27 protein-coding genes are annotated in these 21,670 nt (G+C 46.1%); 2 read left to right on the top strand and 25 right to left on the bottom strand.

Features of this window, described 5'->3' with window-relative positions; genetic code table 11:
* Positions 1-112: 112 nt before the first annotated feature.
* A complete protein-coding gene (locus tag AC3ITG_RS10125) occupies positions 113-1,759 on the bottom strand; it encodes a helix-turn-helix domain-containing protein (RefSeq protein ID WP_489253645.1) in 1,647 nt (548 codons plus the stop codon).
* A gap of 567 nt (positions 1,760-2,326) precedes the next feature.
* Between AC3ITG_RS10125 and AC3ITG_RS10120 the strand changes: the two genes are divergently transcribed.
* Both AC3ITG_RS10120 and AC3ITG_RS10115 read left to right on the top strand, forming a co-directional pair.
* Positions 2,327-2,551 (top strand): type II toxin-antitoxin system HicA family toxin, encoded by a 225-nt coding sequence (locus AC3ITG_RS10120; RefSeq protein WP_076328831.1) that lies wholly within the window; start codon positions 2,327-2,329, stop codon positions 2,549-2,551.
* 84 nt (positions 2,552-2,635) lie between these two features.
* A complete protein-coding gene (locus AC3ITG_RS10115; protein WP_489253644.1) occupies positions 2,636-2,962 on the top strand; it encodes a type II toxin-antitoxin system HicB family antitoxin in 327 nt (108 codons plus the stop codon).
* Positions 2,963-3,037: 75 nt separating this feature from the next.
* Here the strand turns inward: AC3ITG_RS10115 and AC3ITG_RS10110 are convergent, their stop codons facing one another.
* From AC3ITG_RS10110 to AC3ITG_RS09995, 24 genes are all read right to left on the bottom strand, one after another.
* Positions 3,038-3,913, bottom strand: coding sequence for a DUF3037 domain-containing protein (locus AC3ITG_RS10110; RefSeq protein WP_489253643.1), 876 nt, complete (start codon positions 3,911-3,913; stop codon positions 3,038-3,040).
* The gene (locus AC3ITG_RS10105) at positions 3,883-4,887 is read right to left on the bottom strand and encodes a HipA family kinase (RefSeq protein ID WP_489253642.1); all 1,005 of its coding nucleotides are present in this window, start codon (positions 4,885-4,887) and stop codon (positions 3,883-3,885) included. Before AC3ITG_RS10105 ends, AC3ITG_RS10110 begins: the two co-directional genes overlap by 31 nt.
* 152 nt (positions 4,888-5,039) lie before the next feature.
* A complete protein-coding gene (locus AC3ITG_RS10100; protein ID WP_489253641.1) occupies positions 5,040-5,768 on the bottom strand; it encodes an N-acetylmuramoyl-L-alanine amidase in 729 nt (242 codons plus the stop codon).
* Entirely contained in the window at positions 5,761-6,198 is a 438-nt protein-coding gene (locus tag AC3ITG_RS10095) for a phage holin family protein (RefSeq protein ID WP_489253640.1), read from the bottom strand. Before AC3ITG_RS10095 ends, AC3ITG_RS10100 begins: the two co-directional genes overlap by 8 nt.
* 73 nt (positions 6,199-6,271) lie before the next feature.
* On the bottom strand, positions 6,272-6,403 hold the full coding sequence (locus AC3ITG_RS10090) for a hypothetical protein (RefSeq protein WP_489253639.1): 132 nt from the start codon (positions 6,401-6,403) through the stop codon (positions 6,272-6,274).
* A gap of 55 nt (positions 6,404-6,458) precedes the next feature.
* Positions 6,459-7,040: a hypothetical protein gene (locus AC3ITG_RS10085; RefSeq protein WP_489253638.1), complete on the bottom strand. Its 582-nt coding sequence runs from the start codon at positions 7,038-7,040 to the stop codon at positions 6,459-6,461.
* Between the two features lie 12 nt (positions 7,041-7,052).
* On the bottom strand, positions 7,053-9,917 hold the full coding sequence (locus tag AC3ITG_RS10080; RefSeq protein WP_489253637.1) for a hypothetical protein: 2,865 nt from the start codon (positions 9,915-9,917) through the stop codon (positions 7,053-7,055).
* Complete coding sequence (locus tag AC3ITG_RS10075) at positions 9,871-10,089, bottom strand: hypothetical protein (RefSeq protein ID WP_489253636.1); 219 nt, start codon at positions 10,087-10,089, stop codon at positions 9,871-9,873. Before AC3ITG_RS10075 ends, AC3ITG_RS10080 begins: the two co-directional genes overlap by 47 nt.
* Positions 10,079-10,324: a hypothetical protein gene (locus AC3ITG_RS10070; protein WP_489253635.1), complete on the bottom strand. Its 246-nt coding sequence runs from the start codon at positions 10,322-10,324 to the stop codon at positions 10,079-10,081. Before AC3ITG_RS10070 ends, AC3ITG_RS10075 begins: the two co-directional genes overlap by 11 nt.
* Before the next feature lie 60 nt (positions 10,325-10,384).
* Positions 10,385-10,993, bottom strand: coding sequence for a DUF4352 domain-containing protein (locus AC3ITG_RS10065; protein ID WP_489253634.1), 609 nt, complete (start codon positions 10,991-10,993; stop codon positions 10,385-10,387).
* 105 nt (positions 10,994-11,098) lie between these two features.
* A complete protein-coding gene (locus tag AC3ITG_RS10060) occupies positions 11,099-11,647 on the bottom strand; it encodes a stalk domain-containing protein (protein ID WP_489253633.1) in 549 nt (182 codons plus the stop codon).
* Between the two features lie 43 nt (positions 11,648-11,690).
* Positions 11,691-13,754, bottom strand: a complete 2,064-nt coding sequence (locus AC3ITG_RS10055; protein WP_489253632.1) for a bactofilin family protein — start codon at positions 13,752-13,754, stop codon at positions 11,691-11,693.
* A 4-nt stretch (positions 13,755-13,758) separates the two neighbouring features.
* Positions 13,759-14,118, bottom strand: coding sequence for a DUF6711 family protein (locus AC3ITG_RS10050; protein WP_489253631.1), 360 nt, complete (start codon positions 14,116-14,118; stop codon positions 13,759-13,761).
* 12 nt (positions 14,119-14,130) lie between these two features.
* Positions 14,131-17,148 (bottom strand): phage tail protein, encoded by a 3,018-nt coding sequence (locus AC3ITG_RS10045; RefSeq protein WP_489253630.1) that lies wholly within the window; start codon positions 17,146-17,148, stop codon positions 14,131-14,133.
* Entirely contained in the window at positions 17,149-17,514 is a 366-nt protein-coding gene (locus AC3ITG_RS10040) for a Gp15 family bacteriophage protein (RefSeq protein ID WP_489253629.1), read from the bottom strand.
* Entirely contained in the window at positions 17,483-17,794 is a 312-nt protein-coding gene (locus AC3ITG_RS10035) for a hypothetical protein (RefSeq protein WP_489253628.1), read from the bottom strand. The genes AC3ITG_RS10040 and AC3ITG_RS10035 overlap by 32 nt, the downstream gene beginning before the upstream one ends.
* 25 nt (positions 17,795-17,819) lie before the next feature.
* Positions 17,820-18,272, bottom strand: coding sequence for a phage tail tube protein (locus AC3ITG_RS10030; RefSeq protein WP_489253627.1), 453 nt, complete (start codon positions 18,270-18,272; stop codon positions 17,820-17,822).
* Positions 18,273-18,281: 9 nt separating this feature from the next.
* Positions 18,282-18,671, bottom strand: coding sequence for a minor capsid protein (locus AC3ITG_RS10025; protein ID WP_489253626.1), 390 nt, complete (start codon positions 18,669-18,671; stop codon positions 18,282-18,284).
* Positions 18,668-19,054: a hypothetical protein gene (locus AC3ITG_RS10020; RefSeq protein ID WP_489253625.1), complete on the bottom strand. Its 387-nt coding sequence runs from the start codon at positions 19,052-19,054 to the stop codon at positions 18,668-18,670. Before AC3ITG_RS10020 ends, AC3ITG_RS10025 begins: the two co-directional genes overlap by 4 nt.
* 1 nt (position 19,055) lies before the next feature.
* The gene (locus AC3ITG_RS10015) at positions 19,056-19,385 is read right to left on the bottom strand and encodes a hypothetical protein (RefSeq protein WP_489253624.1); all 330 of its coding nucleotides are present in this window, start codon (positions 19,383-19,385) and stop codon (positions 19,056-19,058) included.
* Positions 19,382-19,747, bottom strand: coding sequence for a head-tail connector protein (locus AC3ITG_RS10010; RefSeq protein WP_489253623.1), 366 nt, complete (start codon positions 19,745-19,747; stop codon positions 19,382-19,384). Before AC3ITG_RS10010 ends, AC3ITG_RS10015 begins: the two co-directional genes overlap by 4 nt.
* Before the next feature lie 8 nt (positions 19,748-19,755).
* Positions 19,756-20,079 (bottom strand): hypothetical protein, encoded by a 324-nt coding sequence (locus AC3ITG_RS10005; protein ID WP_489253622.1) that lies wholly within the window; start codon positions 20,077-20,079, stop codon positions 19,756-19,758.
* Between the two features lie 31 nt (positions 20,080-20,110).
* Complete coding sequence (locus AC3ITG_RS10000) at positions 20,111-20,986, bottom strand: capsid protein (protein WP_489253621.1); 876 nt, start codon at positions 20,984-20,986, stop codon at positions 20,111-20,113.
* A gap of 36 nt (positions 20,987-21,022) precedes the next feature.
* Positions 21,023-21,613 (bottom strand): phage scaffolding protein, encoded by a 591-nt coding sequence (locus AC3ITG_RS09995; RefSeq protein WP_489253620.1) that lies wholly within the window; start codon positions 21,611-21,613, stop codon positions 21,023-21,025.
* Between the last annotated feature and the right edge of the window lie 57 nt (positions 21,614-21,670).

The following is a 21,670-nucleotide window of genomic DNA, read 5'->3' as shown; positions in this document are numbered from 1 at the left end:
ATGACTCTCTCCCTTTTCTCTTTGAATATGAAAATCATTCTCATTACAATAGCTAATTATAGGCATGCAGGATGAACCTAACCATGCCTTTTTGTTTGAGAAAACCTTTGGATTATTGGATGCCAGTCCATAAGGATACAGCCCGTCCAAGCTGCAAACGAATGGAAACCGGATTGTAGGGTATCCACTCTTCCTGCTCCAGATGATAGATCCGATTTTGCTTCACTGCCTCGAGCCCTTTCCAGTATTCCGAGTTAAATATACCTTCTGAGTGAGCCTTTGACCCTTTTTCATCTGGAAAAACAATGACGAGCATACGAGTGCCCTCGTAATCCTGAAGTTCAGACAGTTGGATAGATACCGAATGAAATTGATCGCCAAACTTCTGTATTTCCTGGGCAATCTTGGCCGGAGGACGTAATGCGAGCGATTGATACATCACATATCCGACATTTCTGATTCCATATATTTGTAATGTATCCGGTTTTATGACGAGAATGGTCAGCGTCTCATTCACAATCTGGCTCGTTTGAATGGCTTCCCGTGCCTGCTGTTCTTCCCTTTCAAAGTCTGCCAGCCATTGTTCTGCCTTCTCCACCCTTTGAATCGCCTGTGCGATAAACCGCAGATGTTCTTTCCACCCAAGCTCCATCCACGCAATTTCAACAATAGGAGCTATTGATCTCAGACGTTCAGAACTTAATCCGTTCATATGTAGATGCTGATTTGCTGCAATGATGAGCTCAATATTGGCATCCAGCAATGCCGACTTTATTTGTTCAGGTGAACTGTCAGAATGGATAAAACGTATCGTTTGAGGTGGGCTAACTCCCTCTGTGCTTACATATTCGCTGCTTTCCGAGATGACGACCGCTGGTTCCAATCCAAGTAACATCAGATGGCTCGCATAAGGTGCACACCACACAGCCACTCGTTGAAAAGGTCTGCGGCGTGTGTAACCTGAAGGACTTTCTCCTGTCTGCTGCTTGAAGCGGCGGCTAAGATAGAATTCATCCTTATATCCAACTTTGAGCGCGATCTCACGAAGTGAAGCGGACCCGCCAATCAATAACTCTTTTGCACGGTGAACACGCAAGCGTGAGAGATACTCATTCGGTGCGAATCCAGTAATCTGCTTAAAAAGAGTGGAGTAGTGAGACCGACTGACCCCCGCAATTTCGGAAAGTCCTTCGGTTGTTATTTTCTCACTAAAATGGTTCTCCATAAATGCGATGCTGCGTTCCATGGACGGCTGCTCACTCGCAATATATCTTGCTTCCATTCGCTCCAACAAACTCAGCAGAACTTGATGAAACAGAATCTGGTTACTCATATGCTTGACTTCATTGCCAGGTAAACGATACATATAGAGCTCCTCAAGCTGAGCTGCAATCGCAGGTTCATAAAACTTAATAAGAGTTTCTGCTGCAAGCACACTGGACCGTCCCATGGCTATCATTGGCAGTGATCTCTTCTGTTCTTGCGTGCGAATGGAGAGGGTGTATATATGAAGTGGATGCATCTGATTCCCCTGTATAACAACATCACTCTTCGCCGGAATAAGGATTACCATACCATCGGTGAGTTCGTATATGTGGTCGTCGAGATGAAGTGAACCCTGACCACTTGAAACGGCCAACAGAACGGTTAGGTTCTCATGGATTCTATGTATCGGCATGGTTGACGTACTATACAATGATTGAATGCTGTCTGCTGTATATATTGGAAAATAGGACTCTGCCCATTCCGAGTTGTTCATTTTCTTATCCTCCGTGACTGTTATGACTGTTAGCGGAAAACTAAACTAATCATTCCGTTCTGGGGTCACTCAGTCCACTTACTGATGATGGGATGATGCCTGAATAAACGGCTCTGCATGACTATTTTAACATTATGGCTTCCTCCAGAATACTAGCGTTCAATTATAAATAGCTTATACGAGTGACTCCCTAACTATGTGAGAGGTCACAAGGATGATTAGCATCGTTCAATTCAATGCAAAAACACGCCATAAATGGCGTGTCTTTTTTACTGCTATATGGAGCCTAGGGGGATCGAACCCCTGACCTCATCGCTGCCAGCGATGTTGGGGGCTCAGAACAGCATTCCATCAATTCTCAAGAATGCTGGTACATCAATGTTTTTTCTAATACTAGTGGAATTAAATAGACTGTTTTCTTTGCTTGGAAATGAATTCGGACCCCAATTCGTCCCCATTGTCCCCAACTTGGCCCCAGTATATTGCTGGGGTCTTTTCATTATATAGGTATGATACGCCTTGATTTATTAGTACTATATATGGTACTATAAATGTAGGAGGTGAGACATGGCTAGGATAGAAAAATTGGTCCAAAAAATGAAAGACCGCCCCAGTGGTATCCAATATGATGAAGTTGCCAAGGTACTCCGGCATCACGGTTATGGATTAGTGAGAAGCAACGGCTCACACTTCCATTTCCGAAACCAAGCAGGAGACTTGATAACCATCAAAAAGGAACAACCACTAAAGGCGGCATACGTCAAAGACGTACTGGACCGGATCGGGGAGTAGCACCTCCCCTTTCCTTAATTCTCATCATATCCTAGCCGATTATTAATGGCAAATCACAGCCAAAAGAAGGATTTAGCGTACTACATGGCCCTCCCGTATACGATACAAATTAGACCCGTTAAAGACGAGAGCGGTGATTATTTCTTCGCAACTGTTGCGGAATTAGATGGGTGCCAAAGTAATGGAGATACCTTTGCTGAAGCATACGAGAGTGTTCGAGAAGCTATGGAGGGATACCTGGCAGTAAAGCTGGAATACGATGACGTCATTCCTGAACCGATTGGTGAGGATGAGTACAGTGGCAAGTTCAATTTGCGGGTTCCAAGGAGTCTACACCGGCAGTTGGTTGAACGTGCTGCTGCCGAGAGTGTTTCGTTAAATCAGTACTGCCTGTACAAATTAAGCAGATAATCCAAAAGAGCCCTGCGAACCATTGAAGGTTAACAGGGCTCTTTGATAATCCAAGATTATTTACTACTTACATAGCTACATCGCAATCAATTCAGATTCAAATTGAGTAATGTCCTTTGCTTCTTTTTCTACCTTATGACATAGGTTTTCAAAAGAAGATGATTTGATTTCAGCTAATTTAACTCTGTTATCTTCTTTTTGTAAGTATGTGACCATGTCACTAAGAGTGTTATCTTCATTCATTTGATCATCTTTATTGTAAATTAAATATACATCACTTTCTCTCTGATAACTGCTCAACATTGTTTTTGTTTTTGAGAACCACTCAATAAGTTTATCATTTGAGGTATTTGAAGGCGTTGCCTGAATAAGATTCCATATACCATTTTTAAATACAAAATCCACTTGGAAATGCATATTCTGTAGGTCTTTAATAGGATGAATTTTAACATTAGATTTAACTTTTGTTCCTATCCAGTTATTATCAGTGAAAATGCTCTTAGTATAATTCTTAACATTTATAGTTGGGATATCTTTTATTACCTCTTTTGAAGTTATCTCGCCTATATATGTTTTAAATAGTGAATCAAACAATTGATCAGCATCTCTGGACATTGAAAAAGTTGGTTCGGATAAAATGAATTGCTTAGGAAATATCGTTAAAAGATTTGATAAATAATTCTTCTCGTATAAATTAGGTTTAAATAGATCAAATTCTTCATACATCTGTTTGAAATAAAAATCCACCTCATCTTTTTGAATCTTGTAAACCTTGGTTGATATTTCATCGTAAAGTAAACTTTTCATTTTTGTTGTGTTTTCGTCAAGAATTGAGTGGAACAATTTACCTTCAGTATAATTGTGTAACATAACCCCAACGTTTATTTTCTCTCCTCTGATTTCATTCGGACAATATTGAATTATTGAGTACCAGTAGGCTTTTCGCTCCATTGAAATTCACCTCCAAGATAACTGTGGAATGCACCTTGACTCGCCATTATTGATATATACTGTCTAATACGATTTTTATTATTCAAAATAAAGAACTTATAGTATGCCATTTGTTCATTTCTATCTATGAACCACTCACTAGGCATTCCTTCAAACCATAAATCGATCTGCTCACTTGTGATGTTTTCAACCAGATGAACAACACTATAAAAGCAGTGATTATCTGGATCAGATACATCAATAAACTGGTCTAGAGCTCTAAATACTTCTCCAAGGCCTGACATTGGGACAGGATATCCACTATTTTGGACTAAGGCATTAGCCCAGGCATTGATATAATGAGGCTCATTCACTGAACGCATCATGTCTTGTTTATGTATATTTCTCCATGCAGGTCCATAAAAACAATGACCATGATCAATACAATAAACCTTTCTAGTTCCGTCTGTAGAAGCAATCAAAAGGTTTCCTGTATTTCCAAAACGATCAAAATTCGCAGTAAGTAAGTCAAGAACTATAATTTTGGCTACATCTTCTTTGTTTGCAATATTATTGAAAAAGTTGTTCCATGGACGCTTCATATATTTCTTCCCAGCACTCATTAAATTTAAATAACCACTCATTAAGTTATTTTCAACACCTTCAATAACATTACTGGCAAAATGGTAGCCTGGAACATATCTATGCGTAAATCGTAATGAAGGTGCCTGATCAATAAAAATCTGATCAACCGAAGCTATTGCGCACTCTGGTACTGTAATTTCGAGGTATTTAGCAATTCTATAAACTAATACCTCTTGAAGGAACATACAATCCCAGTATTCCCAATCTTTTGAACTTTCATTATAAACATTCTGATTTTTTAAGAGATACTCTTTCCCGTCACTACCAATGACATGTACAGGCTTACTCATGCCGCCCGTGTCATCACCGAGAACTTTAACAAAAGCATCCACTTCAATATGATCAACCAATCTATAGTCACCTCATTCGTAAGCTTGCAGCCTTTTAACTTAAATTAAATCATATACTTAAAGAATTGGCTATAAAAAAAAGGGACCCACCAGCATTATGCCAGTGGATCCCTTTTTACCGATGCTATCGGATTTGATTTAATTTACCACAATTATCCTTTTTGGTCAACATAGCGCAACATCCGGCTCACTACAGCGCCCAGTTCCTCGCGTGTAACCGTTGCACCTGGACGTGTACCGTCGAAGAATCCTTTATCCGTTACTTCCTTCCACGTCGTCTCAGCCCACTTGCGTGGCTCGTTAATATCTCTCCCCTGTGTCACCGGATTGTCCTCCTTCGATTTGGCCAGCCCCAGGTATGTAGCAATCCCTTGGACATGGCCATCGATAATTGCATCGATCACACTCGCTTGCTTCAACCGATCCGCGTCAGCTGCCACATCGACAAACAGGTTTTCTGTTAGGACTGCCGGCATCTTGGATTCACGGACCATGTGAAGGTTCTGCGCCTTCTGCCCACGATCGGTGCCGCCCAGTTTGGCCGTGATCGCCTTGTGCAGCGTGTCCTGCAGCTTAATACTAGATTGGGAAGCTGACGTATACCGGAAGGACTCAAATCCGCCCTTACCGCCACCCGCATTACAGTGGATGGAAACCAGAATGTCTGCACCGGCAGCGTTCGCTTTGGTTGTCCGATCGCGAAGCTCCAGGAATACGTCCGTGGATCTAGAGAGTAACACCTGCACATCCTCATATAACGATTCCAGTCGATCCTTGATCCCGAGCGATACCTTTAGTGCGATATCCTTCTCCTGGATACCGTTAGCGACTGCTCCCGGATCCTTACCACCGTGTCCTGCATCAATCCATACTTTATACATTCGTACCAGCTCCTTTATCTTTGTCGTTGCCGCCTTTGCCTTTCAATACTTCAATAGCCTGCTTGATTACAGCCGGGATAGGTGCTCCCATTTTCCCACCATTTTCTGTGATGGACAGCAGCTCATTCGCGATATAAAAGAATGCCACAGTGTCACGGAATAAATGCCCGTCACCCAGGATGCCATCTACCAAGTGACCCACCGCAACCATAGCGAAAATAAATACCTTACGAGCGATGCCGAACATCCCGATTTTGCTTCTGAGCTCCCCCGACATCCAACCAGCAGCAACCCCAGTTAAATAATCAAAAATCACAAACACCAATAACACCCCAAGCACAGCGGACCAACCCCCAAATAAATAAGACACCGACCAACTACCCACAGCCAAAGCCCATTTCCCCACGTTTTCCAACTTCCTATCCCCCATCTATCTGAATATAGAAAAGCCCTCTGACCACTCCAGAGGGCACAAAAATAGCGCTCCATAGTTGGAACGCCTGTTACACGATATTTCCGTTTTGGTCCATCCCCGCTGCTTCCAGCGCAGCAGCCACTTTATCACGGCTTTGAACTGGTACAGAATCCAATTCGATCAAGCCTTTATGGATCATCATTACGTATACAGCTAACATGGTGTCACCTCCTCTCATGAGTTTCACAGCCCAACGGATCAGCAGCCGAGCAAGCTTAACCCTCATCCGGTGATACCACACTTAGAACGAGCATATGCAGCTCCATGAGGGCCAATTGGTTCGCGTTACTTTCTTCAGCCAGACGTTTATTTTCCGCTTCCGCTTCAAGCAGTCGCTGCTGAAGCAGATCCAACTCTGTTGGCTCCGTTGGCTGTGGCTTGGTCAGTTCGTCAATCTCTTCCTGGCTTAATCCTTCAACCCACAGTTCAGGCATTGCCGGGCCTTCATATTTGGGCGCATCTTCTCTTTCTTCTTCCGGCAGATTAAGCCAAGCATCATAAAGAGTTTGATACTCAGCCCGTGCATTCACCTCATCTTCGTTGAATGCCTCCCAGGCTGCCAGATCAAAACGCGGAAGGAACAGGCCAGTAGGAACCGGCACGCCTACGATGTACCCGGCAACCTCCGGCTCAACCTCTCCCTCGTCCTCCGGCGCTGTTGGCTGCTCGATCTGTTCAGGATCAAATACCACAGGCTCAGGATCGGCATAAAAAGGGACGACACCAGAAAAGGCATCGTCCACCAACTCGTCCTCCAGATAGAGGCCGTCTATATTTACTTTAGGTACGGCTTTCATATGATCCCTCCTTTATAGATTGATATTAAATGATATGCCTTCGAGGTTTAGCCAAGTTTCAGAAGCACTCGTTCCTAAGTATACGTTTCCGTCTTCTGTTATTTCGACTGTCGTACCTATCGGAGTGGTGGTTCCGAAGGAAAGTACATTAAATATCCGTCTTGTTTTTGGGCGAAATCCTTCGGGCAAGACAAACAATCTCTTACCTGCATCCCTAACTCCGCCTTTAATCAATCCTCTAATGTGTACATATTCGCTTGAATCCTTAACATATTGTGCAGTTGGATAACCGGGATATTGTATCCACCCATTTACCAACGTAGGCGTAATCCACGCAGGACTATCCTTCTCTGCCTTTTTCGACTCCAGCACCGATATCCGTGTCGTGTTCTCCTGAATGGATTTAACGGCATCCAGTAGCAGAGCCTTTTCATTCTCGGCATACGTTCCAGCGAAGTCCACAGCAGGATATTTATCCAACATCAGGTATGTGACGCTGTAGGCGGCTGATGGTTCGTAGGCGGATAGCACCGCTCGCTCTAGTCCGTATGCATCTAACGTATTCCTTACCCAAGAAGGATCAAATTTTCCGTTTTTAAATAGAGTGAGAATTTTGCTTGTCCGATACTTTAATTTTGTTTGCTCGAAACCCGGAAAAGCTGAGTTGATGTACGTCCCATAATCACTTATTTGAGGCTTGGCGCTCTCACGTAACACAATACCTGTACCAACCTCGACTTGATTAGCTCCCTCAACAAACGTCAATTGTCCCTCAGACGTGATCGGCTCCACGACTGGCGTTGCAAGCTGGTATAGAAGTTGATATGGAGGATACGATAACCCTGCGCTATCTTGGCCTGCAACGAACGTAGGCAAGGTAGTTGTGTAATCACTTCCAGCAACCATGGGAGTACTTAAGTTTTTTATCATAGTGGTCTTAATCCAAACTTTTGTACCAGATCCGTTGTAGGGCGTGTATCTCGGTTGCCCATTGATACTCATAGTCCAGCCCATGAAATACGCCTTAATCTCATCAGTGGTTAAATTTGTATAATTGTCTCCCCACCCACTGTCGGTACTTGGAATAGAAATATATACATCCCCTGCTGCTGTGACTGCGTTTGTATCAGGCGTGTTGCCCGTGCTTCCTTGGGCCAATAACTTACCGTCAAATTTTGTACCGATTCCGCTCCCAGCTACTGCATTCGGTGCTAGACCTGAAGCCTTTACCTGTTTTAGCCCAGCAGATCCACCAGCCTCGCCAATTACCCATGTCCTATTACCATCCAACGTTAATTTCTTCCACTTCGCCAACCTGAAATACTGCCCATCTCGCTCAAAAACCGTATCCGGGATAGCTCCTGTATTTGGATTGGCATGTAGCTCTGTTTGCAAGGCAAGCATGGCGTCTTGGCGTGGCTTGAATGGTTTAGCGGAAGTACCGACGTTCAAGGTCACATCTCTAAAGACTGCTGTCCCTGTCGTCCCGTTATCCAATCCCAAGACTAAACGAACATACTTCGTATTTGCAGGGGATTTGAAACTTCGAACCATCGTTTTTGTCCCGTTGGTTGTGACGAATGGGCCTTGCGTAAAGTCCTCTATTAAAGTTCCGTCTTCCGCGTAAGCTCCTGCATTCCAGTAAGCTCCGGCTGATATAGTCCCCCCTATCCCTGACATATCCACCGTAATAGCCAGCGTATAATCAGTTAGGGATGCAGCGTTCACTTTACAAGCCAAAGTATTAAATCCTACTACACCTGAGGCTTTAACCATTTTTAGTTGGTACGGGTTATCAAAAGTATTTGACCCAGCTAATGCCGCGTCACCCCATTCATAAAACGGCGGTAACAGATTCGCCCCATATCGGATCACATACGGGTTAAGCACCCCATAGATACCGATCTGACTTTGGTAGTTAATCACTGTCCGACCTTGCAGACCCGTCAGCGAAAATGGCGAATCCTGATCTGCTTGAACAACTTGGATACCTGGTTGCAGTGTAATAGCTGATCGTTCAGGAGTATCCAGTCTATCCGCAATCCCTTCAATTTGCCCATCGGTATACGCTTTGGCTGCTGTCTCTGCCGCGTCAGCCTTTGTCTGCGCTCCTGATTTGCTTTCGCCATCTTCCCGGACAAACTTGGCATCGGCTCCACTCATCAGGCCACTGGCTCCACCTGTCACGGCGTCAGGAATAACGTCTGATCCACCAGTAACGTGGGATGTCGCATGGGCTCCAGGAGTGGCCGTTCCTGTTGCAGTTACCGTCACCCGTTTAGTGGCCGGATCAGTTGTAACCGTGATCCCGGTACCGCCTGTCAGTTGCAGCGTATCAGACTTGCTGGAAGCTTCCACGTCATTCACCTTGGCAAATGCGTTTTGATTGACCTCAGCTCCTGCAGCAATTCCATCCAGCTTGTCATGGTCATCCGCAGTAACGTGGATATCTGTATCCGCTGCATGACTGTCCAGATTCGTTTGTACGGCGTCTGTCTCTGCCTTCCGGGCAATGTCATCGGCTGCGGCTGGAGCCGTCACCTTGGCGCGGCCTGCTGCGTCACGTTGCATGAGCGTGTCCGGGGTTGCGGCGCTGGTACTGGCGTCCGATTTCAGTTTGTCAGCAGCCGACATGAAACCAGCAGCGTTCCCCTTTGCTGTGGGATGCTCATCGGCTCCGCGTGCCTTGTGCGCTGCCAGGGCTTCCGCTGCGGCAGCAATAGCAGCCGCCTTGGCAGCGTCCGCTTTAGCTTGGGCATCTGCTGGCGTACCTTTGGTGTCCATTTCTGCCTGGACCCTATCAAAGCCGATATTAATGTTATTAAAATCCTCATTGATCTTTTTCGTTCCGACCAGGTTCGCATACCTGTTTGCCATCTGTCTCAGCTCCTTTCAATAGCGTATCAACGTCCTGTCGGATTGCCCGAAGGAATGCAACCTGAGAATCCATCGTGGGCAATGTCTCCAACATGGCGCGGATCACCAATGGACTCTCGCGAAAAATGTCAGTCACGTCCACGGACAATTCCAATACTTTTTTAATTCTCATTCACATCCCCGTCCCTCAATGTTAAGTCAGATTCTGTCCACCGCTCCCCGCAAGTAGCACAGCCCGGCTCTTGATCAGCGAGTGGATCAGCCTGCGGTGGAATCCCTTTGGATTTCAAAATACTTTCCGGAATCTGTTCATATGCCTGAACGTCTTTATGCAATACAAAAACAGGCGTGCCGCAAAATTCGCAGCATGCCAGTGGTTTTTTATAGGTGACACCATTTACGATCATGCAGTCCATCTCCTTTTTAGGCAACAAAAAAGAGCCCATGCATATGGACTCTCATTAGAACTATTTATTTGGCAAAACTATCTTTACCTCACCATCGTTACTAAAACTTAACTTTGTGAGATCAACATTAACTTCAAGTTCCTTCCAATCTTTCGGTACCTGGTAAACCAGAGTACCTCTGATTTTTTTACCTGCTGCCAGAGCACCATCCATCGTCTTTTCCGAACCTTTTAAAGCATGTCCTGTTATGTCTTCATTAATAGAAAATCCATCTTGATAAGCATCGAACATGATCATTGAACTAATCGTGTAGTCTTTTTTAGAAATGTTCTCAATTAACAAACCTACTGAAACGAATTCATTTCCTTCTTCAGGATTAACAAACATATTATCGCTTTTTGGTTTGGACAAACTTTCTACAGAAACCTTAAAATTCTTGGTTTGAATTCCTGTGCCGATCTCTGTAATTGCAAGTTCTTTCGGCTCTTCTTTAACAGTCTCTTCCTTAACAGCCTCTTTCTTCTCAGATGTTGAAGTAGACGAGGTCTTCTTCGCTTCAGCAGTGACAGGCTTTGCCTCATTGTCTTGCATGTTTGATCCAAACACACCTACAACGAAAATAATAATCAACCATACCCACCATTTTTTGTACCATGGCTTCTTGTTCACACCATAACCCCCACTATATTCCTAATTTATAGGAATATAGTACCATGCATAACCGAATGTGTTAAGTGTTATTTTGGTATTATTTGTCGCTTTACGCCAAATAGGCTATTTAATTGCAGCCAATGCCTCGTCGATCAGCTTCAGTTCAACTTGTGCATCGTCCACCAATTTTTGATATTCAGCAAGTCTTTGTTCAGCCTGTGCAATTGAATCTTTATTTCCTGTGCTTTTGACTTCTTCAAGTGCAGCGGCTACTTTATCGCGTCCCTCTAACAAAGGAGGCAAAATTTTATTGTTGTATTCACTCTTCATCGATTCAAGATATTCCTTAGACTTACTTGAATAAGTATTAGAAGACGAAACTGTTGTTCCTGATCCAGATGTATCAGAATCTGTGGAAGTAATTGTTATCGTTTTACCCGACACTTGGACATCAGCTCCTAACGCTTGAGATAAGGCCCGAACGGGGACGTTAGCCTTGCTATCAATTATAGCGCCTTTATCTGATAGAGATTTACCATCAACAATAACGGTGTACTCTCCTGTCACTTTCTTTCCTACTAAACTTTTTATCTGATCGGCAAAAGCCCCCGTTGTTGTCGAAAAAACAAAACCAATCAGAATACCGCCAGCAATGTATGCGATTTTTTTCATAAACACTACCTCCATAATGGTGCAATTTACCTATTATGATACATTACGGAGTAGTAGATTGGAAGGTTCCGCCTCCAGATGTTTGGTTAGCAGTGTTCCCGTGATTATGATTTGGAACGGTAACAGAATGCCTATGAGTATTAAACGAAGATAACAAACTTGAAATTTGAGTCTGCAATGATGTGAGCTGGGATTGTAATCCTGAAATGTCTGATATGCCAATCCCATACACAAATCCTGTTCTGAACGTAGCGCTTCCGCCGAATGTGGTAGCACCTTGCAGGCGAATTGGGTTTGCATTGCTATTAGATCCAAGCCATAGATTATTGCTGAATATTGTCAACTGCCCACTAGATTCATAGGAGTTGATCTCTCCCACGGATGACCCGTTGGTATCTCTCCAAACTACCGCAGCTACCGAAGAATCGGTTGAAGTGGCAATTTGTACACGGTTTCGCCCATTGGAATCATAGGACCGGAAACCAGCCGAATCAATCTCGATGCGCCTTCCTCTATTAGCCGTCTTCAGGACTGAACCGATGATGGTAGATCCATTGATTGTACCCCCGTTTATCGTAGCTGCCTGAAGTGTACCTGAGAATGTACCATCCACCCCGACCAGCGTTCCGGTAAACGTCCCGCCTACTGCTTGCAGATTACCCTTAAAAGTACCCCCAGCAGCACTGAGGTTACCCATAAAGGTTCCGTCAACGCCTTGGAGCGTTCCGGTAAAGACCCCATCCGTGGCTTCTAGCGTCCCGTTAAACTTATAGCGTCTGCTTGGGATATCGAAATAAATGGCATCTTGCCCGTCAGCCTGGAACGACATCTTATCACTGTTCAGAATGACTTTGCTGGCATGGTCCTCACGTTCAATCGTCAGTCCCTCGGTTCGGGTAATGGTTGCTCCATAATAGGACTTGCCTTCTTTGACCGCCGTTTTGTTGAGGTTGTTCACGGCCGTTGTTAACGTGCCATCGACCACAAACTCACTCTGCTGCTCAGAAACAGAAGGTGCTTCCAGCGTCATCCGTAGACCACCAGCAAAGTTGAACACTTGATGAAGGATGACCGTCTTGTACCGCATGATACCGTCCCACGGTATGTGTGTATCCTGCCAGGTCGATACCGTCTCGTCCCAGGTTGTCCCTTCCTGCTGTTCAAACCCGATGACGTCACCCTGTTCAAGCTGCGGGAAGCCCCTCGCGTCCATAGTGAGTGGCAGATAGGAGAACCCGTTCAAAGCTGCTAGAAGGCCGTTTGTGACCGCCTGAGTAGCAAAGGGATTTTCCACATACAGTGTATGGTTATCATCACCCGTCCCGGCTTCGTACTGCAATTCATCTTCGGTGTTGTAGGTGACCACAACTCGGGTGTATGTCTTCACTGGATTGGTTTGCTTCACCTGTACGTAATCAGCCGTGGTCATATCGAACACTGGAGTATCGGCAGCCGTGAACCGTTTGAATTTCACGGTGCCCGCCTTGTCGATGTAAATGCTGGCGCTATTGGCAGAAGCGATATAAGACAGCACCTGACGCATACTGTACCCCGCTGGCCCTGCCTGTATCTGATACGCTGGATTGATCACCACGCTGCTGTCATACGTCCAGCCCAGCCGGTTGCAAATTTCGTTGAACACGGCACGTTGCGTGGTCGGATAAGTCAATGATGAAATGTAGGCCACATCCGCAAAGACCAGCTTGTCATAACAGGTGAAGGTCCATACGTCATTGATCTTCTCCCGGCCATCAACAAAGAACTCTCCCAGCGGCAGCCAGTCCGTTCCGTCACCTGTCCAAGACACATGCATATCCTGCCAAGGGTACTGAGCCTGTAGCCAAGTCATACCCGCCATGGATAAGGACAGGTACGGCACGATTCGGGCATTCGCTGGGATGACTTCATTCGTTCGCAACCTGATCGTAAGTTTGCTCGGAATGGCCGTTCCGATCTCAAAGCCATTGTTCAGGCTCAAGCTATTTTCAATACTAAAGTCCACAATTTTGCTGCTATCATATTCCTCCGACTGTACCAGAGCCTTGACGATAAATTCCCGGTCGGGCCGTCTTAAATAATCTGTGTAGAGCGGCGATATTGGATACATCCGATCACCTCTCTGTCAGCGTCAATTTGAGTCCGTTCCAGTACATGACGCCGCCACTCATCACACTGAACGGTGCAGGCCGATTGCCGACATACATCCGCTTCGTTTCGTGCTTGCCAGTTTGTGGGTCTGGGTAGGTAAAATCAAAAAACACATTGGACATGGCTTGTAGAATGGAGGACATTTCAGCCCATGTCAGCATCCCCCAAGCCATGTCGATCTGCCGTTTGACTGCTATCCGGTCCCGGTTCAAGGTACCATTTGCTGTACGAACGGATGAATTAGCGTCATCCAAGTCAAGCACCGTCACCTGATACGTGGAGGGATAAGCAGCAATTTCTTGACCGTTAATTTTGATTTCCAAATGTCATCCCTCCTATGTCGTTAATGGCGAACGGCCTGTACGCCTTGTGATGTCGTTTATGGCACTCACGGCAGCTCGCCCCAGTTCGGTACCATTGAGCTGTATGACGGTCTGTTTGTCGTTGTTCCGTAGGGCATCCAAGATCAGCAAAAGCACTTCCACCATTGGCTGATTATTCCCGGAAATCATATCTTGCAACTTGGACAGCGGTGACACAACTTCCGGGTCAACGGAAGCGCCCCGGTTATCCCCGACCATAGCAAGTGTAGGCCCGTAAGCCAAACCGCCTTTAGCCAGTTTTGGAATCCGTGGGATATTCGGAAGGCCAACATTGCCCCCGCCAACTTTCTGCCCAAATATCTCGAATTCCGGAATGCTCACACTCAAGCTATTAAAGCCGTCTATAACCTTGTTAATCCCGGCAATAATTAGATTAAGCGGCGCCTTGACCAGTCCATATAATGAATCGAATATGCCGCCAAAGATGTCTTTAACGCCTGTCCAAGCTTTCTTCCAATCACCCGTAAATACGCCTGCAACAAAATCAATGATCCCGCCAAGTGTTTTCAGCAACCCTTTGATAATGTCACCTACGCTTTGTACGACCGTGGTGACAATGTTCAATACGATATTGAAGCCCTTCGTAAAGCTTGGAGCCAGTTTGTCTATAATGTAGCTGATTAACGGCACAATAAACTTGTTGTAGATATCCAATGCCGCCGCTACCAGCTTCATCACAACTTCCCCGACTTGCTTAATGATCCCCTTCAAAGTACCGTCCCAGATTTCATTCAGCTTCTTCAAGAAAGGCTCTATGATCGGTTTCAGCACGTCGTCCCACAGCTTCTGGAACAGCTTTCGTGTGTTCTCCATCATCTCAGATATCTTGTCAAGGATATCCTTTCCATACTTCGCCCAAAGGTCCTTAACGATCTGGAGCGTGTCCAAGACAATTTTCTTGATCAATTCAAACACGGGTTTCAACACCGTGTTATAGATGTCATTGATCATGTCCACGGCCCATTTGAATGTTTTGGCCGCTTCCTCAAATGCTTTCACCAAAACGTCTGTAAAGATCGGGACCAGCGTCTCTGTGATCTTGGAAGCAATCGGGATAATGAATTCATTCAAAGCGTAATCCACAAATGGTTTAATCGTTCCATTCAGCAACTTGTCAAATGAATCACCGATCTGCGGAATGACATCCAGGAACATATCCCGGAATTTCTCCAATGACGGGAGTAATGTCCCGTCCCACAGATCATTGATGTGGTTAACGGCGTTTTCAAATGTCTTAGCGAAGGTATCAATAGCCCAGACAAGTGTATCCGTGAAGATGGGTACGAACGTCTCGGCCATAGTTGTTGATACGGGAATAGCAAAATCATTGATGATGAAGTCTGTAAACGGGTTAAGCGTCCCATCCAGCAAGCTTTGCAAGGATGCTGCAATAAGAGGCATGTTTGTTACAAATGCGTTCTTAGCCTTTTCCAGACTAGGCAGCCATACCGTGTCCCACAGCTTAATAGATTGGTCAGTAGAATTCCGGAATGTCCGGTCAAAGAAGTCAAACGCCCAGACAATTTGTTTAGCAATGACTGGAGCGAACGATTTCACGAATCCGGTAACGATGGTAGGAATAAAGTCACCAAGAATGTATTTAGCTACCGGAACCAGAACCTTGTCTTTCAGATCCAAAAACGTCTTGCCCATGTTTGAAATGGATTGACGTATCGGAACCATCATGTCAATGAATGGTTGCAATGCTGGCCGCATCTCACCCCAACCGGAAGAGATATACGCCCAAGCTTTTGAGAATCGGGATTTGATATCTTCCAGGAACGCCGCAACCTGTTGTTTGGTCGGATCGACGTCAATTGAAGGCGTACCCAAGTCCAGGTCACCAAACCCGGCCATACTGCCTAAGCCGCCAATTCCTTTGCCAGCTCCTGCAGCTTTTGACCCTGCATCATCCAAAGCAGAAGCTGCCGATTGTGCCAGCGTATTGAGCTGATCGAATCCGGCCAGGCTGCCCTTCATGTCTTTTCCGGCTTTCTTCGCCTTCTTGCCTGCTTTCTCAGCCGCTTTACCCGTATCCTCGACGGCAGGAGCTGCGGCAGCCGCTGCATCACCCATGCCGCCCATGGCATCGGTAGCCACGGTTATTCCAGCTCCACCAGCGTTCACAGCGTCACCAAAGACCAATTCTGTGAATGCCTTAAAATAGGCTGCTGCAACCTGTAACTTGGCTATGATCCAATTGAGCCCTTTTAGGATCGGCGTCAGAATGTTAATGAATCCCGCACCCATCGTGCCCTTGAAGATGTTCCACTGTTCCGACATCATACGGACTTGGTTCGCCCATGATTGGCCGTTACGAGCAAAGTCACCCTGAGCATCAGCCGTTACTTGTAACAAATAGCCATACCGAAGCATGGCCTGTTCTGATTGCGTCATGGCTAACCAGGACTTTGTGATGCCTTGTGACATGGCGTATGCTTCCATGTTGACCACGGACATGTTAACGCCCAATTGTTTCAATGGCTCAGTCTCACCGACCATACCGCTAAATACTTTATAATACGCTTCGTCATTCGTGATGTTATAAAAAGAAGCCATGTCAGCAGATAATTCCGTCAACTTGACAGACATCTGTTTCATGGCTTCTCCTGTAATACCTGACGACTTGAGCATGGCACCCATGGTGGATGCATATCGTTTACCGGACAACTCGGACAAACCGAAAGACTCAATCAGGTTCGATGACCAGTTGTTAATCTGGTTTGTCATTGATCCGAACGTGACGTTAACCACGTTCTGGACCTCTGCCAAGTCGGATGCCAGGTTAATGGCTTCCTTACCAAACTCTTTTAAGCTATTGACAGCAAAGGCAGCGGCAACGATCCCGCCCAGCTTCTTAAAGGCCCCGCCAACCATATTCGTGGCTGTACTGGAAATACCGTTGAGCTGCTGTTGAAAGGCTCCGTAGTTCAAGCCCAAGTCTAAATCTACGCGGCCTGCGCTTGACATCTACTCACCCCCAAAAGCCCGAGCTATTGCGGCTTCCAGATTCTTCATCTGGTGATCCAACTTAACAGGGTTGTCCAACTGTTTGACTGCCTGACGTTTACGCCAATCGTTATAGATGCGGCGCTGATCTGCGTTGAACCCCTTAATGGTCTTGGGATCTTGCTCTGCACGGATCGATACTATGCTTCCCAGCGGTGTATCCGGCATCAGACCCCCGACTAAGATACAAAACTCTTCCCAAGGCATATCCCCGTGTTGGCGTATGCGGATTCCATATTGCTTGGCAAGACTGGATTCAATTAGCCCCCAATCTTCGTACAAGTCATACCATCCATCAGGACTGGACTTCCCGCTGAAATCGCGCATTCGCTTCCTCATAGGTGATGTTCATCATCGCCGCAAGAACTGCCGATGCCAGAACCATGATATTCCCCATGCTCATGCCCTCGACATCCATTTCCTTATATGCCTTTTTGCCAAACGCGCCTTCCAGTGCTTTCAGGATGCCAGCAATCCCACCCGTTGCCGCTTCTTCAAACGCCAACATGGCTGAAATACCGTTATTGACCGGATACAACTTATCGCCAATTTGAATGGACGGTAAATCTTTTGAAAACTTATCTGTGATATTAATAACATTTGACATGGATGAATCCCCCTTGGTTTATGAATTATGGTGTAGTTGGTGCTTTCACAAATTCCGGCTTACCGTCAGACAACAATTCAAATTCCAGACCGTCGATGTTCGTCGAATCGCCGCCTGCTGGTGTAGTCAAGTTAATGACACAATCCATGGTCAGCTTCGCACCGGATGGCATCGTCCATTCGAAAATCGTTTCCACCTCTTGCCCTGTTCCAAGCAGCAAACCAGCAACATAATCGTTACCTGGATCGCCATAGTTCCGTTTACCTGAAAAGCTGAAAGACAGGGACTTACCCGTTACCGCACGTCTCGTCCAGCCCCCTTGGTCCATCGAACTCCATTCCTCGGTGTTACCGTCGATAGCTGGAGCAAAGTTCTCCAAATCCTTGATCGTCTTCATATCCGAAGATGTAGATGTCCGCCCTTTGACGCCTACTTTGAAAATATTGTTATGAACCGGAAAAACGCCTGTTGTCGCCATATCTAATCCCTACCTCTCGTAATAAATCGTTGTCTCAATCACATATTCGTAAATCCCTGCATCATCCGTGCCCACATCAATAGGCCATGGTGTCCGCATCTCAAAGGCAATAACACGGTGCCCGGCTATCTCGCCATCAGAACGACCAAATAGCGCAGCATAGACCTCATGGGCCTTACGCTCCGCTGTATCTGCATTCTTGGACCAGTGAACCAAGATGGATATGGACTTGCTGGCATAGCTGGTGTTCTCCAGCCCTCCGATAGCAATGTAAGGTTGTCCGGTGTTCAGGTTGTAGATTCCAACGGACTGTTCCTTTTTCCCATCGATCTTGCCAATGTACCAATTTTGGGAATCGATCTGCGTTTTCAGCCAATCCCGAATCTCGGACAGCATCATTTGATGAACCCACCCCCAAACTTCTTGACCAGCTTTTCAAACGTCTTACGTATCCAGCCCTTCTGTTCCTTCTGCCAGGCTTCCAGCCACAACCCCTGAGCATTAGCATTCTTGTCCCTACGGAAGTTGTATTCTGGGTGCCAGTAAAGACGGCGTGCATATGGCGTGTCATAGACAATCTTCACCTGACCCTTTTTCAGCCCTGTTTTGTCCACCCAGGCGCTTCGCTCCAACTCACCTGTTTGCTTCGGAACAACACCCGCATTGGCAATCTCGGTCAAGATGCTTTGTTCCTTCCCGTTCACCACAACCTCAAGCGCTTCTATGGGTGCTTTGGCAAGCTTTTGCATTGCCCTGGGATCCATCGTCACTTTAACCTTCATATCAACTCAGCTCCAATTCCGTAGAAAAGACGCTGCCGTCTGGATGCTGTGGCCGTGAAGCGCTAAATATGATTCGATCCGTACCACCAACCCGCACAAAGCCCTCAATCAATTCTCCTGGTAGGATATCCCCGCGAAGAATCACCTTGCCGGACAGTGTAACCAAACGGCGTTCCTTGTCCAGCTTCTGACGCATCTTCTCGTCATAACAGGCGAGCCCGTCAAAGATTAGATCCTCGACAGGCTCCCCATCTTCTGACAGCTTGGTGTGAAACACTTGAACCGGTGTTTTTAGTATCCAATGTGGAAATGGAAACTTACCCCGCATCATCGTATTTCCCTATTCATCAACCCTGTGGCTCTCAGCAGACTTGTAACCCCTTCGGTAGTCTTAACCCCTCCGGGGCCATCAACGGCCTTAAATGATACGCTCACGCTGCCTGCGGAGTATCCAGATAGGGGGAAGTCCAAGTAATCACCGTATTGGTATTGAAAATCCGCTTGCTGGCATACTGCCTTAACCACGTTCCCCCGCTGAAAGGCTGTCAGGCCGTCCAGATTGCGTTGTACGATGCGATTATAGGTCAGGCTGTCTATTTGGTCGGATGCCCGACTGAGAGCCTTATTCAAGTCCTCAGCCGGAATCATGCCGTCTCCATACAATTCATACTCTTCTGCCGTTACATATGACATGCCATCACCTACTTGTCATCAGGTGTAGTTGCGGCTGCAAGCTGCTTTTTGAGTGATTTGATTTCCTTGTTCGCGTCATCCAACTGGGTTTGCAGACCCTTTAGCGCTTCCGGTGTACCAGAACCGGATTCCGCAACCTGATTCCTCAGCTCTTCGTTCTCTCTGACCAAGGCTTCATATTCTTTCCAAGACACCTTCTTGCTTGAAGAGTTTTCTACCACCTCAAGCGTATTCCCCGACTGTTCAGCGATATCGTAGCCGAGTTTAAGATAGATATCCCGGTCAGCATCGTCAATCTTCAACTGTGTATTTCCCTTTACTGCAATCAACATGTGATTTGCCCCTCTCTATTGGCTGTTATGTTTAGGCTTGAACGTTCATTTGGATTGCTGCCGCTTTACGCTCGATCAAGAAAAGATCCGTGTAACGGCGGTTTTGGTACAGGTACCCGTCACCTTGTGTATGGCTGCTTGGCTCCCACAGATAGATTGCACTGTGTTTGATCGGTGCCAACACGCAGTCTGGATGAACAAGGATCAAGTTAATCTGTTTCGCTCCCACACCCGCTACAGCACCGTTTGTGAAGTCATAAACCGTCTTCATGCGGCTGGACGGCACAGATTTCAACGTAACTTCGTCCAAGCTGCGAACAGAACGATCAACCACACCGTTGTTCTGTCCTACAGTAACAATCTGGCGAAGCTTTTCAGCCGATTTGAGCAGTTTCATATAGTTTGGCGTTACATACATGATCCGGCCTTCCTGCGGCACCTCTGCTTCGTCCATGTTCATCATCATTTCGTCAAACACTTCCAAGGCATTGGCTGCATCCAAAACTGTTGTATCTGGGGTGTATCCCATTGCCACATAGTCCGCATACATTTTGGAGAAACGATATTTATCAAGCTCAGGAATGGCTTGTTCCTTCTCGAATGTCGCTGTCAGATTAGCAGCAGAAACGATTTGATTCGTTTCATCTACGTCCATTGCATCAACGAAGAACTCCACGTCACGGTCAAAGCCCAAGGTCATCGTCTCAAAACCATTGCTGACGGCTTGTCGGTTCCAGCCCCCATTACGGTTGTGGTTCTTATATCCTGCTACATCCAAACTCGGTACCTTAATTGTTTTGTTATTCACCCAGATCGTATTTTGCGTGGTCAGGGCATCGGAAGCCAACTCTTTCGTATACTTCTGCTGCAATGTTGTCAAAAAACTTTCTACATAGTTGAACGCCATGTGTCCATCTCTCCCTTAAATTAGTAAATTGGTTTATTACTTCGTTTCAGCAACGCCGAAAATACTTGCCAGTTGATCGTTCATGGCTTGCCCGGTTCCTTGCCCTGGATTACCTACACGGAAACCACCCGCGCCGCCACCGTTACCACCACCTGCTTCATCAGGCTTGAACAAATAGGCATCCGATGTTTGAAGCCCCTTCAATTGCTCATCCAGCCCTACCACCTTGCCGTCATCGCCAATGACCAACTTGGCCTTGTCGATCATGCCCGTAACCACCTTCTCGTTATGGACCTTCCCGTTAAGAGCGGCAGAAATTGCATTGTTCATCTGAATATCCTTCAAATCAGATTCATACTGCTGCTTGGCTGTGGTGTTCTCCCCCTGAAGGCGGGCAATCTCAGCTTTGAGCGATTCCGAAGCCCCTGCGTCCTTACTGAGCGTTTCAAGCTGTGCGTCCCGATCCGTGACGTCCTTCTCCAGCTTCTTCTTCACATCCGATAAGTCGTTGTACTGCGATTTGGGAACAAAATGTTTCGGTAGCTCCTTGCCTGCATCCGTCACGATCCCATCAATCTTTGAATCATCCAATCCCGCATTTTTCAACAACGTTTTCAGCCAATCCATATATCATCAACCTCCATAGATTTGTATAGCTGCTCTCCAGCTAAGGGAGTTAACCGT

The sequence above is a fragment of the Paenibacillus sp. GL_099_B genome (assembly GCF_057835695.1).
Note: the sequence above shows the minus strand (reverse complement) of the source record. Positions and strands in the feature narration are given on the sequence as shown.

Coding starts and splice junctions, on each gene's coding strand:
- AC3ITG_RS10125 (WP_489253645.1), bottom strand. CDS start 1,759: ATGAACAACTCGGAATGGGCAGAGTCCTATTTTCCAATATATACAGCA.
- AC3ITG_RS10120 (WP_076328831.1), top strand. CDS start 2,327: ATGGCTAGGATAGAAAAATTGGTCCAAAAAATGAAAGACCGCCCCAGT.
- AC3ITG_RS10115 (WP_489253644.1), top strand. CDS start 2,636: ATGGCCCTCCCGTATACGATACAAATTAGACCCGTTAAAGACGAGAGC.
- AC3ITG_RS10110 (WP_489253643.1), bottom strand. CDS start 3,913: ATGGAGCGAAAAGCCTACTGGTACTCAATAATTCAATATTGTCCGAAT.
- AC3ITG_RS10100 (WP_489253641.1), bottom strand. CDS start 5,768: ATGTATAAAGTATGGATTGATGCAGGACACGGTGGTAAGGATCCGGGA.
- AC3ITG_RS10095 (WP_489253640.1), bottom strand. CDS start 6,198: ATGGGGGATAGGAAGTTGGAAAACGTGGGGAAATGGGCTTTGGCTGTG.
- AC3ITG_RS10090 (WP_489253639.1), bottom strand. CDS start 6,403: ATGTTAGCTGTATACGTAATGATGATCCATAAAGGCTTGATCGAATTG.
- AC3ITG_RS10085 (WP_489253638.1), bottom strand. CDS start 7,040: ATGAAAGCCGTACCTAAAGTAAATATAGACGGCCTCTATCTGGAGGAC.
- AC3ITG_RS10080 (WP_489253637.1), bottom strand. CDS start 9,917: ATGGCAAACAGGTATGCGAACCTGGTCGGAACGAAAAAGATCAATGAG.
- AC3ITG_RS10075 (WP_489253636.1), bottom strand. CDS start 10,089: ATGAGAATTAAAAAAGTATTGGAATTGTCCGTGGACGTGACTGACATT.
- AC3ITG_RS10070 (WP_489253635.1), bottom strand. CDS start 10,324: ATGATCGTAAATGGTGTCACCTATAAAAAACCACTGGCATGCTGCGAA.
- AC3ITG_RS10060 (WP_489253633.1), bottom strand. CDS start 11,647: ATGAAAAAAATCGCATACATTGCTGGCGGTATTCTGATTGGTTTTGTT.
- AC3ITG_RS10055 (WP_489253632.1), bottom strand. CDS start 13,754: ATGTATCCAATATCGCCGCTCTACACAGATTATTTAAGACGGCCCGAC.
- AC3ITG_RS10045 (WP_489253630.1), bottom strand. CDS start 17,148: ATGTCAAGCGCAGGCCGCGTAGATTTAGACTTGGGCTTGAACTACGGA.
- AC3ITG_RS10040 (WP_489253629.1), bottom strand. CDS start 17,514: ATGCGCGATTTCAGCGGGAAGTCCAGTCCTGATGGATGGTATGACTTG.
- AC3ITG_RS10035 (WP_489253628.1), bottom strand. CDS start 17,794: ATGTCAAATGTTATTAATATCACAGATAAGTTTTCAAAAGATTTACCG.
- AC3ITG_RS10030 (WP_489253627.1), bottom strand. CDS start 18,272: ATGGCGACAACAGGCGTTTTTCCGGTTCATAACAATATTTTCAAAGTA.
- AC3ITG_RS10025 (WP_489253626.1), bottom strand. CDS start 18,671: ATGATGCTGTCCGAGATTCGGGATTGGCTGAAAACGCAGATCGATTCC.
- AC3ITG_RS10020 (WP_489253625.1), bottom strand. CDS start 19,054: ATGAAGGTTAAAGTGACGATGGATCCCAGGGCAATGCAAAAGCTTGCC.
- AC3ITG_RS10015 (WP_489253624.1), bottom strand. CDS start 19,385: ATGATGCGGGGTAAGTTTCCATTTCCACATTGGATACTAAAAACACCG.
- AC3ITG_RS10010 (WP_489253623.1), bottom strand. CDS start 19,747: ATGTCATATGTAACGGCAGAAGAGTATGAATTGTATGGAGACGGCATG.
- AC3ITG_RS10005 (WP_489253622.1), bottom strand. CDS start 20,079: ATGTTGATTGCAGTAAAGGGAAATACACAGTTGAAGATTGACGATGCT.
- AC3ITG_RS10000 (WP_489253621.1), bottom strand. CDS start 20,986: ATGGCGTTCAACTATGTAGAAAGTTTTTTGACAACATTGCAGCAGAAG.
- AC3ITG_RS09995 (WP_489253620.1), bottom strand. CDS start 21,613: ATGGATTGGCTGAAAACGTTGTTGAAAAATGCGGGATTGGATGATTCA.